At 70.3% G+C, this 12,972-nt stretch carries 14 protein-coding genes; 5 read left to right on the top strand and 9 right to left on the bottom strand.

Translation table 11 applies throughout. The features are described 5' to 3' along the window. Positions 1–270 precede the first annotated feature (270 nt). Together OG936_RS04580 and OG936_RS04585 are read left to right on the top strand one after the other, a co-directional pair. The gene (locus tag OG936_RS04580; RefSeq protein ID WP_266745155.1) at positions 271–630 is read left to right on the top strand and encodes a hypothetical protein; all 360 of its coding nucleotides are present in this window, start codon (positions 271–273) and stop codon (positions 628–630) included. A 2-nt stretch (positions 631–632) separates the two neighbouring features. Beyond that, positions 633–1,067: a hypothetical protein gene (locus OG936_RS04585; protein WP_406492724.1), complete on the top strand. Its 435-nt coding sequence runs from the start codon at positions 633–635 to the stop codon at positions 1,065–1,067. 37 nt (positions 1,068–1,104) lie between these two features. Here OG936_RS04585 and OG936_RS04590 read toward each other — a convergent pair whose 3' ends face one another. The 3 genes from OG936_RS04590 to OG936_RS04600 all read right to left on the bottom strand — a co-directional run bounded on the left by OG936_RS04590 (position 1,105) and on the right by OG936_RS04600 (position 3,483). Beyond that, complete coding sequence (locus OG936_RS04590) at positions 1,105–1,608, bottom strand: GNAT family N-acetyltransferase (protein ID WP_406492725.1); 504 nt, start codon at positions 1,606–1,608, stop codon at positions 1,105–1,107. A 36-nt stretch (positions 1,609–1,644) separates the two neighbouring features. Continuing rightward, the gene (locus tag OG936_RS04595) at positions 1,645–2,211 is read right to left on the bottom strand and encodes a sigma-70 family RNA polymerase sigma factor (protein ID WP_406492727.1); all 567 of its coding nucleotides are present in this window, start codon (positions 2,209–2,211) and stop codon (positions 1,645–1,647) included. A gap of 93 nt (positions 2,212–2,304) precedes the next feature. Further along, entirely contained in the window at positions 2,305–3,483 is a 1,179-nt protein-coding gene (locus OG936_RS04600) for a glycerophosphodiester phosphodiesterase (protein WP_406492729.1), read from the bottom strand. 234 nt (positions 3,484–3,717) lie between these two features. Between OG936_RS04600 and OG936_RS04605 the strand changes: the two genes are divergently transcribed. Further along, on the top strand, positions 3,718–4,389 hold the full coding sequence (locus OG936_RS04605; protein WP_266745160.1) for a 1-acyl-sn-glycerol-3-phosphate acyltransferase: 672 nt from the start codon (positions 3,718–3,720) through the stop codon (positions 4,387–4,389). Between the two features lie 102 nt (positions 4,390–4,491). Here the strand turns inward: OG936_RS04605 and OG936_RS04610 are convergent, their stop codons facing one another. Then, positions 4,492–6,036 (bottom strand): MFS transporter, encoded by a 1,545-nt coding sequence (locus OG936_RS04610; RefSeq protein ID WP_406492731.1) that lies wholly within the window; start codon positions 6,034–6,036, stop codon positions 4,492–4,494. Further along, positions 6,033–6,584, bottom strand: coding sequence for a TetR/AcrR family transcriptional regulator (locus tag OG936_RS04615; RefSeq protein ID WP_383753566.1), 552 nt, complete (start codon positions 6,582–6,584; stop codon positions 6,033–6,035). Before OG936_RS04615 ends, OG936_RS04610 begins: the two co-directional genes overlap by 4 nt. Before the next feature lie 84 nt (positions 6,585–6,668). Here OG936_RS04615 and OG936_RS04620 point away from each other — a divergent pair, with 84 nt between their 5' ends. Beyond that, on the top strand, positions 6,669–7,193 hold the full coding sequence (locus OG936_RS04620) for a hypothetical protein (protein ID WP_406492734.1): 525 nt from the start codon (positions 6,669–6,671) through the stop codon (positions 7,191–7,193). 36 nt (positions 7,194–7,229) lie between these two features. On the opposite strand, the gene OG936_RS04625 is transcribed toward OG936_RS04620, so the two are convergent. The 4 genes from OG936_RS04625 to OG936_RS04640 form a co-directional block, all read right to left on the bottom strand. Further along, positions 7,230–8,144 (bottom strand): sigma-70 family RNA polymerase sigma factor, encoded by a 915-nt coding sequence (locus tag OG936_RS04625; protein ID WP_406500311.1) that lies wholly within the window; start codon positions 8,142–8,144, stop codon positions 7,230–7,232. Between the two features lie 147 nt (positions 8,145–8,291). Continuing rightward, on the bottom strand, positions 8,292–9,302 hold the full coding sequence (locus OG936_RS04630) for an aldo/keto reductase (protein ID WP_406492736.1): 1,011 nt from the start codon (positions 9,300–9,302) through the stop codon (positions 8,292–8,294). 112 nt (positions 9,303–9,414) lie between these two features. Next, entirely contained in the window at positions 9,415–10,848 is a 1,434-nt protein-coding gene (gene argH / locus OG936_RS04635; RefSeq protein WP_406492738.1) for an argininosuccinate lyase, read from the bottom strand. Between the two features lie 88 nt (positions 10,849–10,936). Further along, positions 10,937–12,130, bottom strand: a complete 1,194-nt coding sequence (locus OG936_RS04640) for an argininosuccinate synthase (RefSeq protein WP_406492740.1) — start codon at positions 12,128–12,130, stop codon at positions 10,937–10,939. 230 nt (positions 12,131–12,360) lie between these two features. On the opposite strand from OG936_RS04640, the gene OG936_RS04645 reads away from it, so the two are divergent. Further along, positions 12,361–12,972 carry a pyridoxamine 5'-phosphate oxidase family protein gene (locus OG936_RS04645; RefSeq protein WP_406492742.1) on the top strand — a complete coding sequence of 204 codons (612 nt, stop codon included), beginning with the start codon at positions 12,361–12,363 and terminating at the stop codon, positions 12,970–12,972.

Raw genomic sequence — 12,972 nt, forward strand, 5'->3', positions numbered from 1 at the left:
AATCAGACGTAACGTTCCGCCCTGCCCGGCTGTCCGAATAGCGGACAGCTGTGGATGGTGGCGTGAGACCGTTCGGCCGGCCGTCGCGATTCTCGATTCCTCCGCTGTGACCTGCACCGATACCGCGGAGGGGCAGCGGCGACGCATGGTGCGGCAGGCGCGGCGCGGTCGCGTGTTGTGGTCAAGGCCACGGTCCCGCCCGGGTGCGGACAGCGCCCCGGGTGCGGGGGCGCACGCAGGGGGCCGTTTGGTCCGTAATACCCTCGCCTCATGCTTGACGCCCTGACGGTCGCGGTCGCCGTGACCGCGCTCGCCCTCACCGCCTGGTGCGGATTGGCCGCTTACCGGGACCAGCCGACCAAGGACTGGCACTTCATCGGGATGGCCGTGGTCTCGCTGCTGGCGCTGGCCCAGCTGGTGGTGGGCATCGTGCAGTTGTCCCGGGGCGAAAGGCCCGAGCAGGGCATGACGATCTTCATCGCGTATCTGATCGGGTCCTTCCTCGCCGTGCCCGCGGCCGGGTTCCTGTCGCTCACCGAGCGGACCCGGTGGGGTTCGGTGACGGTGGCGGCGGGCGCGGTCGTGCTGGCCGTCCTCGAAGTACGGCTCTACGACATCTGGGGAAACTGACCGTGACCGACACCGAGCGCACCCCCGCCGCCACCGATGAGAAGCGCCCCTTCGACCTCGGTACCGGACCCGGCCGGGTACTGGTCTGGTTCTACGGGGTGTTCACCGTCGCGGCGGCCTCCCGTTCGATCGTCCAGATGATCCTGGACTTCGGCAGGGCGCCGCTCGCCTATGTGCTGTCGGCCGTCGCCGCCGTCGTGTACGGGTTCATCACGTACTCGCTGGTGCGTGGCGGCGAGAGGGCGCGCAGGTCGGCGCTGGTGTGCTGCGCCGCCGAGCTCCTGGGTGTGCTGGTCGTCGGGACCTGGACGATGGTGGAACCCTCGGCGTTCGCCGACGCCACGGTCTGGTCCGACTTCGGCATGGGCTATCTGTTCATCCCGGTGATCCTGCCGATCACCGGGATGATGTGGCTGCGCCGCGCGAAGAACCCGTAGGACGGGCGCGGGACGGACGGCGTACGCGTAACCGGTGCTACGCGCTCGCGACGTAGACGGGCGCGGTCGCTTCCTTCTCCAGCAGGATCATCCGGACACCGTCCTGGCTCATCTCGTTGCCCACGGGGGCGTAACCGGCCCGCCGGTAGAGGCGCAGGTTACCCTCGCTGCGATGCCCGGTGTGCAGCCGGAAGCGGGTGGCCGACCGCTCGTCGGCGAGTCCCGACTCCGCGGCCCGCAGCAGCCGGGCGCCGAGGCCGTGCCCCTGGAGCCGCGGGTGGACGCAGAGCCCCCCGATCCGCCCGGCGCCCTCCTGATCGATGGATCCGCGGACCGAACCGACGACTTCGTCACCCAGCCGCGCGACGAACACCAGATTCGTGGCGATCTCGGCGCGCACCGAATCGAGCGTCTGGACGAGCGGGTCGATCCGGTAGTTCCCGTACAGCTCCGCCTCGGTCTGGAAGCAGAGGTACTGAAGTTTCAAGATCTCTTCGGCATCCTGTGCCGTCGCCGCCGAGATGATCACACTCATGCCCATGTGCGCATGCCTCCGCCCACCTGATCCACCGGTTGTCTAACGCTCCTTTCCCCGCGGTTCAGGAGCGGCAACCTCCGCCGCGAGCATTCTGCGCAGACATCCAAGGCATCGGGAACGGACCGGGCCCAAACTCCCCTGTGACATACCCAACTTTCCTGCGATTTCCCGGTAGGTGGCGTCACCTGGCGCCAGTAGCGCCGCCAGCAGCCGGGGGCAGCGACCGGGCAGCCGGTCCACGGCGGCGTGCAGCGCCCGGCGTTCGTCGGCACCGACGGCGATCCGTTCGGGGCAGTCGGCCGCGTCCGCGGAGGTCTCGTCGCGGTAGGGGCGTTCGTGCCGGGCGGTGCGGCGGGCCCGGCGGGCCTCCGCCCGTACGGCGTTGCGCACCCAGCGCGCCGGGTCCGGCGGCGGCCCGTCCAGCGCGAGCCGCTCCAGCAGCCGTAGCCAGACGGCCTGTTCGAGGTCGGCGGGTTCGATCGCCGCGCCGGTCGCCGAGGCGGCCGCCTCGGCCGTGGCCTCGGCGCTCACCAGCGGATGGAGGATGCGGACGACGGCCGCGGGGGCGGCTTCGGTCGTTGCGGGGCAATGATCAAGAAGCATCATGCCCCGGCCAACGCACCGTACCGGCGGCCGGTTGCCGTACCCGGCGCGCACCACCCGACCGGGGCACGCCCCGGCCGGGTGCTGACGCCGGTCTCACTTCGCGGCGAAGTCCGCCGCGGCGAGAAGAGCGGTGTCCGGGTTGTCGGAGAAGATCCCGTCGATACCCGTCGCGAAGTACGCCTGGAACGCGCCGAAGGCGTCACCGTACGCGGTGGGGTCCGTGCCGCGCCGGAAGTCGGCGGGCAGGAAGGTGTTCTCGTTGCGCAGGGTGTACGGGTGCAGGACCAGGCCCTGGGCGTGCCCATCCGTCACGAGGGTGGTGGGTGCGGTGAGCCGCCCCGAGGCGTCCTTGGGGATGATCAGGTCCAGGGTGGGTCCGATGCCCTGGGCGAAGGAGGCCATCCACTTCAGGCCCTCGGGCTTCACCAGGTCGGCCACGGTGCGCGGATCGCCGGACGTGACGAAATCCCAGGGGCGCTCGCCCGCGCCGGAGAGCAGGACGACGCGCGGGGTGGCGACGAGTCCGGCCAGGCGCTGGATGCTGCCGGGCTCGAAGGACTGGAGGATGAGCGGCGACTGCACGCGGTGGCGGTTGTAGCGGCGCAGCAGCTTGGCGAGGGGCTCTTCGAGACCGAGGCCCAGGCCCCGGAAGTAGGTGGGGTGCTTGGTCTCGACGTACAGCCAGACCGGCTTGCCGCGCCTGCGGCCCTCACGGTCGGCCCAGCGCAGCACCTCTTCGAAGGTGGGGATCTCCCAGCGGCCGTCGTAGAGCGTGTTCTTCTGACGGGTGCCAGGGATGCGTTCCGTGGCCCGCAGTGTCTTCAGTTCTGCGAGGGTGAAGTCCTCGGTGAACCAGCCGGTGAGCGAGACCCCGTCGACCTTCTTCGTGGTCTTGCGGCTCGCGAACTCGGGGTGGGCGCAGACGTCGGTGGTCGCGGTGATGTCGTTCTCGTGACGGCAGACGAGATGGCCGTCCTTGGTCGGCACCAGGTCCTGCTCGATGATGTGCGCCCCCATGTCGAGGGCCAGCTGGTAGGAGCCGAGGGTGTGCTCGGGCCGGTAGCCGCTGGTGCCGCGGTGCCCGATGACGGTGGGCACCGGCAGATCGAGGCGGAAGCCGTGGCCGCCCGGCCGTCCGGCGGTGTTCCCGGCCGGGTTCCCGGCGGCGTCGGCCGGGCCGCCGGCCAGTCCGAGGGCTGCCGTGCCCAGTACGGCGGCCCCCGCACCGAGCAGGGTTCTGCGGCCGGGACCTGCCTGCGCGCGCTCTGTCATCAATGCTCCTCGCGTGTGATGTCTCGCACCTGTCGGACGCCGTCCGAGCGTAGGCAGTCGTACCGTCGGGGGAGCAGCTCCTGGACGAACATGGCGGAAACACGCGTCAACACTGCGTATCCACTCGGTGAACCCGATGTGCGGTGAGCGAGAACCCGCGAGTATCGTCCTCACCTGCATGGACCGTCACGATCCCGCGCCCCGGCCGGCCCGGCCACTACACCGGAGGAACCGTTGTCCCGACACGCACTCATCAAGGCAGTGCTCGGACCGATCTTGCGCCTGATGTTCCGCCCCCAGGTGGAAGGCGTGGAGAACATCCCCGGGGACGGTCCGGTGATCCTCGCGGGCAACCATCTGACGTTCATCGACTCGATGATCATGCCGATCTGCTGCGACCGGCCGGTGTACTACATCGGCAAGGACGAGTACGTGACGGGCAAGGGGCTCAAGGGCCGGGCGATGGCCTGGTTCTTCACGGGCTGCGGCATGATCCCGGTGGACCGGGACGGCGGGCGCGGCGGTGTCGCGGCGCTGATGACGGGCCGTCGGGTGCTGGAGGAGGGCAAGGCCTTCGCCATCTACCCGGAGGGCACCCGCTCCCCCGACGGCCGCCTCTACCGGGGCCGTACGGGCATCGCCCGGCTGACGCTGATGACCGGCGCGCCGGTGGTGCCGTTCGCGATGATCGGCACGGACAAGCTGCAGCCCGGTGGTACCGGTCTGCCCCGCCCCGGCAAGGTGACGGTCCGCTTCGGTGAGCCGATGGAGTTCTCCCGCTACGAGGGCATGGACCGCGACCGCTATGTGCTGCGGGCGGTCACCGACTCCGTGATGGCCGAAGTGATGCGGCTGTCGGGTCAGGAGTACGTCGACATGTACGCCACGAAGGCGAAGGCCGCGTGAGCTGACGCACGGCGCAGGTTGCGCGGATGGGCCCGTACCCCGGTTGGCGGTACGGGCCCTTTCCCATGTCGTCCCGGCCCGTACGGGCCGGGACGCGGGCGGCTACTGGTGGACGATGCCCTCCTCCAGCTTCTGACCGCGCAACAGGAACCAGGCGATGACGGCCGTCACCAGCAGGACGACCGCGCCGGCACCCGCGGCGAGCCGCAGCCCGTCGACGAACGACTCCTGTGCGGCGGAGATCAGCGCGCTCGCCTGGTGCGCCGGAAGGCCGTGGGCCGCTTCGACGGCGCCGCCCAGCGATTCGTGGGCCGCCGCGGCGTTGGCGGACGGGACGCCCTTCGGGGTGGCGAAGTCCTGGTAGACGCCGGTGACGATGGAACCGAGCAGGGCGATACCGAGGGCCGCGCCGAGTTCGTACGCCGTCTCGGAGACCGCGCCCGCGGAGCCCGCCTGCTCCTTCGGGACGCTGGAGAGGATCACATCGGAGGTGACGGTGAAAGCGAAGCCCGCACCGACGCCGACGACCAGCAGCACCGCGCCGATCAGCGGGTAGGCGGTCTCCTTGTGGATCAAGGTGACAACGGCGAGCGCCAGGCCGATCGCCCCGAGACCGCCGGACACCACCAATCGTACGGAGTAGCGACGGGCCGCCACACCGGCGAGCAGTCCCGCCGTGACCGCGCCGACGGCCGCGGGCAGTTCGGCCAGTCCTGCCTCCAGCGGTCCGCGCCCCTGGACCAGTTGCAGGAACTGGGAGAGGAAGAAGACCAGTCCGGACAGGCCGAGGATGGTCAGCAGATCGGCGAGGACCGCGCCCGAGAAGCCCCGGTGATGGAAGAGCCTCATGTCCAGCAGGGGAGCGGGGAGCGTGAGTTGTCTGCGGACGAACCAGTGGAGCGCGGCCAGGCCGCCGAGGCCCGCGACGGCGACTGCCCAGCTCGTCCCGTGCGCGGCCAGCTCCTTGACGGCGTATACGACGCCGATCATGCCGATGAAGGAGAGCGCCACGCTGCCCAGGTCCCAGGGGCCCGGCGCCGGATTCTTCGACTCGGGGATCATCTTGACGCCGACGACCACCAGGACGGCCATGACGGGCAGGTTGATCAGGAAGACCGAGCCCCACCAGAAGTGTTCCAGGAGGAATCCGCCGACGACGGGGCCGACGGCCGCGCCCGCCGAGGCCATGGCGCCCCAGAGGCCGATGGCGAGGCTGCGCTCGCGCGGATCGTGGAAGAGGTTGCGGATCAGGGCGAGCGTGGACGGCATCAGGGTGGCGCCCGCGACACCGAGCAGCGCCCGCGCCAGGATCATCATCTCGGGGGTGCTCGCGTACGCGTTGAGCACGGAGACCGCGCCGAAGGCGACGGCGCCGCCCAGCAGCAGCTTCTTGCGGCCGATGCGGTCGCCGAGGCTGCCCATGGAGACCAGGAGCCCGGCGATGACGAAGGAGTAGACGTCGCCGATCCAGAGCAGCTGAGTGCCGGACGGCTTGAGGTCCTCCGTGAGGAAGGGGGTGGCGAGGCCGAGGACCGTGGCGTCCACGGCTACGAGCAGCACGGCGAGAACGAGGACGGCCAGGGCGATCCACCGCCCCGGTCGGCGCAGCTCTTCGGCGGTTTGTGCGTGCTGTTCGAGACTGCTCATTGCTCCACGCTCCGGCGTGCGCCGCCGAGCAGCAACTCGACGATCATGTGTTGGAAGTCCTGTCCGGCGACCCGGCCCGTCTGGACGGTCCAGGCGCCGGAGGAGATGAGCGCGTAGAGGGCCTCGGTCAGCCAGGCGGGGGTGAGGTCGATGCGGAACTCGCCTCGTTCCTGGCCGCGCAGGAAGAAGGCGGACACCTGGGCGTCGAGCCGGCTCCAGCCTTCGTTGACCTCGTCGCCCTCGAAGAGCTGGTTCTCGGTGACGAGGAAGGAGAGGAGTCCGGCGCTCGGCTCGACGGCGGCGATCAGCCGGCGCAGCGCTTCCTCGGAGGTCCCCTCGTCGAGCGCGGCGGCGTCCAGAGCCGCTCCGAACTCCTGGATGCCCAGGTTTTCCAATGCCCTGACCAGGGCGTCCCGTCCGGCGAAGTGCCGGTGCAGGGTGGCGCGTCCGATGCCTGCGGCTCTGGCGACCTCGTCCATGGTGGCGGTCGATTTACGGGTCAGCAGGGCGGCGGCGCTGCGCAGCACCTGCTCACGGTCGAGAGTCATGAGACAACCATAACCCATATGAGACATTAATGTCTCACGGCAGAGCCGTCGCCCTCCGCAGGCGCGAGAGAGGACCATGTCGTCATGAAGCCGCTGCTGCTGATCGACATCGACGGCCCGCTCAATCCGTACGCGGCACTGACGCGCCGCCGGGTTCCGGACGGCTATGCACTGCATCTGATGCGGCCGACGGGGTGGGACTACGGGATGCCTCTTCCCGTCCTCCTCAACCCGGAGCACGGGAAGGCGCTGCGCGGCCTGGCGGGCCGTTACGAGCTGGTCTGGGCGACGACCTGGAAGGACGAGGCCAACGAGTGGATCGGGCCGCGTCTGGGGCTGCCCCGGCTGCCGTACATCGACTGGCCGTCGATGCACGGCAGCGCGCCGGACGGCACGTACTGGAAGACGCGGTACGTGGTGGAGTACGCGGCGGGCCGGCCCTTCGCCTGGGTCGACGACGAGATCTCCGAGCAGGACCGGGGGTGGGCTACCGAGCAGGGGGCGGCCGAGGCTCTCCTGCTGTGGATCGATCCGTGGATCGGGCTGCTGCCGGCCGATTTCGAGGTGCTCGCCACGTGGGCGGACGGCCGCCGGGGCGGCGGGGACTGAGTCCGCCACTCCGGTCGGGTCGCCGCCCGTCCCGAGTCAGCCGGTGAGGACGGTCAGATCGAGGCCGGGCAGGCGGGCCGGATCGTCGACCACGAACATCTCGGTGACCTTCCCCCGCGCAACGGTGAAGATCATGACCGAGAACCGGTGGTCGTCGAGCGCCGAGATGACGGCCGGTTCCCCGTCGACCAGCGCGGGCAGCGACGACCGGGCGAACGGTGCGAACATCATCGCCTGGCGGGCCACGGTCGCGGCGCCCCGCACCAGGGACGGCGCTCCGACGCCACCGGCTCCGGCTCCGGACCGCACCACGACGTCCGGGTCGAGCACGGCGACGAGGGCCTCGAAGTCACCGCCGCGGGCGGCCGCCAGGAAGGCGTCGACGACTTCGCGCTTGCGGGCGAGATCGGGTTCCGGGTCCGGCTCCACGCCCCGCACCCGGCGACGGGCCCGGCTGGCGAGCTGCCGGGCCGCGGCCGGGGTCCGGTCCACGACGCGGGCGATCTCGTCGAACGGCACGGCGAACATGTCGTGCAGGACGAAGGCGAGCCGCTCGGCGGGGTCGAGCGTTTCGAGTACGACCAGCATCGCGAGACCGACCGAATCGGCCATCATCGCCTGTTGTTCCGGGTCGGCCTCCGGCTCGGCGCCGAGGACCGGATCCGGGGCGTGGGCCTCGGAAGCGCGCGTGTCGAGCAGTTCCTCGCGGCGAGCGCGGCGGGAGCGGAGCCTGTCCAGGCACACCCGCCCGACCACCGTCGTCAGCCAGCCGCCCAGGTTCCCGATCGCCCGGCTGTCGGTACGGCTGAGCCGGATCCAGGCTTCCTGGACGGCGTCCTCCGCCTCGTTCGTCGAGCCGAGCATGCGGTAGGCCACGGCCTTCAGCTGGGTACGGTTCTCCTCGAAGCGTTCGGCCAGGAACTCGCGGCCGTCGGCCTGGCGTCCGTTCACCCCGCGTCCGTCCCGCGCGTGTCCGCCCCGCTCATGTCCGTCCACAGTCGCATTCCTCCGTGGTGTGCCGTCACTGTGATGACGAACCGGAGCTCACCGATGTGACAGGTGGCTGCGCGCCCCTTCACCGGCGCCGGGCGCGCCCGCTCAGCTCCACGGCAGCGCGGCGCGGCGGTGCCAGTAAGCCTCCGGCTCCTCCACGAGCGCGTCGAGCCGGGCGCGCCGCGGCTCGCCGAGGTCGACGACGGCAGCGCGCAGGTTTCCGGCGAGCTGGTCGAGGGCCGCCGCGCCGGAGAGCACCACTGAGGCCCACGGCTGGTGCAGTACGAACGCCAGCGCGATCGCGTCGCTGCCCACGCCGACGTCGGCGGCGATCTCCTGGACCACGGCGGGGGCCTCCGTCCCGGCGAGCCGGCCGTTGGCCATGGCTTCCTTGACGATCACGGTGAGCCCGGCGTCATGGGCCTCGGCGAGCGCCGCTCCGGCCGAGGTCTCCAGGGCGTTGTAGGTGGCCTGGACGGTGCGGAAGAGCGGTTCGCCGCCGACGGTGACGGCGAGGGCGGCCCGGATGGCGTCGGCCTGGGCGGGTCCGCTGGTGGACAGCCCGACGCCGATACCCGCCGCGGCGAGTTCGGCGAGCCGCGCGTGCAGTTCCTTGTCGGTGAGGGCCGGGCTGTCGGGGGTGACCGAGTGGATCTGGTAGAGGTCGAGCCGGTCCCCGAGCAGCGCGTCGGTCTCGGCGCGCTGGCGCAGATACGTGGCCAGGCTGTGGTCCTTGACCTCGTGCGCCTCGGCTTCCACGCTCCAGTCGGCGGTGTAGGTGTAGCCCCACTTGCTGCCGATGACGACATCGTCCGCTTCCGGGTGCGCCGTCAGCCAGCCGGCCAGGAACTCCTCCGAACGACCGTAGGAGCGGGCCGCGTCGAAGTAGCGGACGCCCTGCGCGTAGGCGGCGTCCAGCAGTTCGTGGGTGCGCTCGCGCAGCGCCTCGACGCTGCGGTCGGCGGGCAGATCGCGGTCACGGTGCAGGTTGATGTAGCCCGGCCTGCCGACCGCTGCCAGGCCGAGCCCGATGTGGGCGCTCGGAGTCGTCGCTGTGGCCGATGGGGCCTCCCCCGGCCGGGCGAGGCCGAGAGCTCGGGGAAGGTCGAAAGGCATCGTGGGCTCCTCGTCGATGGGGTGCGCTCCCCCGTCAACGTAACCCGGCGCGCAGAAACCGGAAGGCGGGCAACGTAGGGCCGCTCCCCGCCCCGAAGCCGCCTGCGCGGCATCAGTTCCTGGCGGTGGCCCACGCCTGCTGGACGGCGAGGTCGGCCTTGACCTCGGCGAGCTGGACGGCGACGGCGGACGGGGCCGTACCGCCGCGACCGCTGCGGGAGGCGAGGGCGCCGGGCACGTTGAGGACCGTGCGGACCTCGGGGGTGAGGTGCTCGGAGATCTTCGCGAACTGCTCGTCGGTCAGCTCGTCGAGCTCGATGCCCTGCTGCTCGCACGTCTTGACGCACTCGCCCGCGACCTCGTGGGCGACCCGGAACGGCACACCCTGCTTGACCAGCCACTCGGCGATGTCTGTGGCGAGCGAGAAGCCGGCCGGGGCCAGCTCCTCCATGCGCTCGCGGTTGATGGTGAGGGTGGCCATCATTCCGGTGAAGGCGGGCAACAGGACTTCGAGCTGGTCGCAGGAGTCGAAGACCGGTTCCTTGTCCTCCTGGAGGTCGCGGTTGTACGCGAGCGGGAGGGCCTTCAGCGTGGCCATCAGGCCCGTCAGGTTGCCGATCAGCCGGCCGGACTTGCCGCGGGCCAGCTCGGCGATGTCGGGGTTCTTCTTCTGCGGCATGATCGAGGAGCCGGTGGAGAAGGCGTCGTGCAGGGTGACGAAGGAGAACTCCTTCGTGTTCCAGATGATGACCTCCTCCGCGATCCGGGAGAGATTCACGCCGATCATCGCGGTGATGAACGCGAACTCGGCGACGAAGTCGCGGGAGGCCGTGCCGTCGATGGAGTTGGCGACGGAGCCGTGCTCGAAGCCGAGGTCGGCGGCGACCGCTTCCGGGTCCAGCCCGAGGGACGACCCGGCCAGTGCACCGGAGCCGTACGGGGAGACGGCGGTCCGCTCGTCCCACTGGCGCAGCCGCTCGGCGTCCCGGGACAGGGACTGCGCGTGGGCCAGGACGTGGTGGGCGAAGAGCACCGGCTGGGCGTGCTGCAGATGCGTACGGCCGGGCATCGCTACGTCCGGGTGCGCCTCGGCGAGGCCGACCAGGGCGCCCTGGAGCTCGGCGATCAGGCCGCCGATGATCCGGGCGTGGTCGCGCAGGTACATCCGGAAGAGGGTGGCGATCTGGTCGTTCCGGGACCGGCCGGCCCGCAGCTTGCCGCCCAGGTCCGGACCGAGGCGTTCCAGCAGGCCACGCTCCAGCGCGGTGTGCACGTCCTCGTCCGCGACGGTGCCCGTGAACGATCCGTCGGCGACGTCGGTTTCGAGCTGGTCGAGACCGGCGATCATGCGGTTCAGCTCGTCCTCGGTGAGCAGACCCGCCTTGTTCAGGACGCGCGCGTGGGCGCGGGAGCCGGCGATGTCGTATGGCGCGAGCCGCCAGTCGAAGTGGACGGAGGCGGACAGCTTGGCCAGCGCCTCGGCCGGACCGTCGGCGAAGCGGGCGCCCCAGAGGCGTACGTCGCTGTTGCCGTTGCCGTTGCTCACTGCGTGCTCCTCGGGAGGACAAGGGGGTGGATGTGCGACCGCCTCCCCGCGCGGAGAGCCGGGGAGGCGGTGACGTAACTACTGGGGGTCAGGCGAGGTCACGCTTCGCGGCGATCTTCGAGGAGAGGCCGAAGATCTCGATGAAGCCCTGCGCCTTGGACTGGTCGAACGTGTCGCCCGAGTCGTAGGTGGCGAGGTTGAAGTCGTAGAGCGACTGCCCGGACTTCCGGCCGGTGACGACGGCGCGGCCCGCGTGCATGGTCATCCGGATGTCACCGGTGACGTGCTGGTTGGCCTCGTTGATGAAGCCGTCCAGGGCGCGCTTGAGCGGGGAGAACCACAGGCCGTCGTAGACCAGCTCGCCCCAGCGCTGCTCGACCTGCCGCTTGTAGCGGGCCAGCTCGCGCTCGACGGTGACGTTCTCCAGCTCCTGGTGGGCGGTGATCAGCGCGATCGCGCCCGGGGCCTCGTACACCTCGCGGGACTTGATGCCGACGAGACGGTCCTCGACCATGTCGATCCGGCCGATGCCCTGGGCGCCGGCCCGCTGGTTCAGCTGCTGGATCGCCTGGAGGACGGTGACGGGCTTGCCGTCGATGGCGACGGGCACGCCCTCCTTGAAGGAGATGACGACCTCGTCGGCCTCGCGCGAGGTGGCGGGGTTCTCGGTGTACTCGTAGATGTCCTCGATCGGCGCGTTCCAGATGTCCTCCAGGAAGCCCGTCTCGACGGCCCGCCCGAAGACGTTCTGGTCGATGGAGTACGGGGACTTCTTGGTGGTCGCGATCGGGAGGTTCTTCTCCTCACAGAAGGCGATCGCCTTGTCCCGGGTCATCGCGTAGTCACGGACCGGGGCGATGCACTTCAGGTCCGGGCCGAGCGCGGAGATGCCGGCCTCGAAGCGGACCTGGTCGTTGCCCTTGCCGGTGCAGCCGTGGGCGACGATGCCGGCGTTGTGCTTGTTGGCGGCGGCGACGAGGTGCTTGACGATGGTCGGCCGGGACAGGGCCGAGACCAGCGGGTAGCGGTCCATGTAGAGGGCGTTGGCCTTGATCGCCGGAAGGCAGTACTCCTCGGCGAACTCGTCCTTGGCGTCCGCGACCTCGGCCTCGACGGCACCGCAGGCGAGCGCGCGCTTGCGGATGACGTCCAGGTCCTCGCCGCCCTGGCCGACGTCCACGGCAACGGCGATGACCTCGGCGCCCGTCTCCTCGGCGATCCAGCCGATGGCGACGGAGGTGTCCAGGCCGCCCGAGTAGGCGAGTACGACGCGCTCGGTCACGGGTTTCTCCTTACGGTGCAATCACTGATGGGTATAACTATGCAGTCCTCCGTATGCTTTGTCAAAGGTGCAGGTGGGAGTGGCGCGTCGACACCGGGCCAGGGCGGCGACCAGCGGCCGCGACGGCTGCGAAGCGGTGCGGGAACGGTGCCGGGCGGCGGGTCCGTACCGGCGTCCCATCGGCTGAAATGGGCTCGGCCACGCCGGAGTTGGCGACGATAATGGCCGCCATGGGAAAAACGTACGAGCGAATCGACGGACGGATCAGGACCTTCATCGAAGAGCAGCACATCTTCTTCACGGCGACGGCGCCCCTGGACGGCGAGGGCACGGTCAATCTGTCCCCCAAGGGCGTCAGTGGCTCGTTCGCCGTCGTCGACGAGCTGACCGTGGCGTATCTGGACTTCGCGGGCAGCAATGCCGAGACCATCGCCCATCTGCGCGAGAACGGCCGCATCACGCTCATGTGGTGCGCCTTCCAGGGGCCGCCGAACATCGTGCGGGTGCACGGCCGCGGCGAGCCGGTCTTCCGCGACGATCCGCGGTTCGGTCCGCTGCTCGGCCACTTCCCCGACGTGGACCCCGGCTCGCACGGACTGCGTGCCATCGTCGTGGTCAGGGCCGAGCTGATCCGCGACACCTGCGGATTCGCCGTGCCCTTCATGTCGTACGACGAGGACCGGCCACTGCACGCACAGCGCTTCGCCCGCGAGGACGACGCGTCGCTCAGTGTCTACTTCGAGAAGAAGGAGCACGTCGCGACGAGTATCGACGGGCTGCCGGGGCTGCCGCTCCCGCTGCCGTCCATGCCGGGCGCGAACCGAGGCGCAGCAGGGAATTGA

The organism is Streptomyces sp. NBC_00846, assembly GCF_045207325.1.
Classification (GTDB): Bacteria; Actinomycetota; Actinomycetes; order Streptomycetales; family Streptomycetaceae; genus Streptomyces.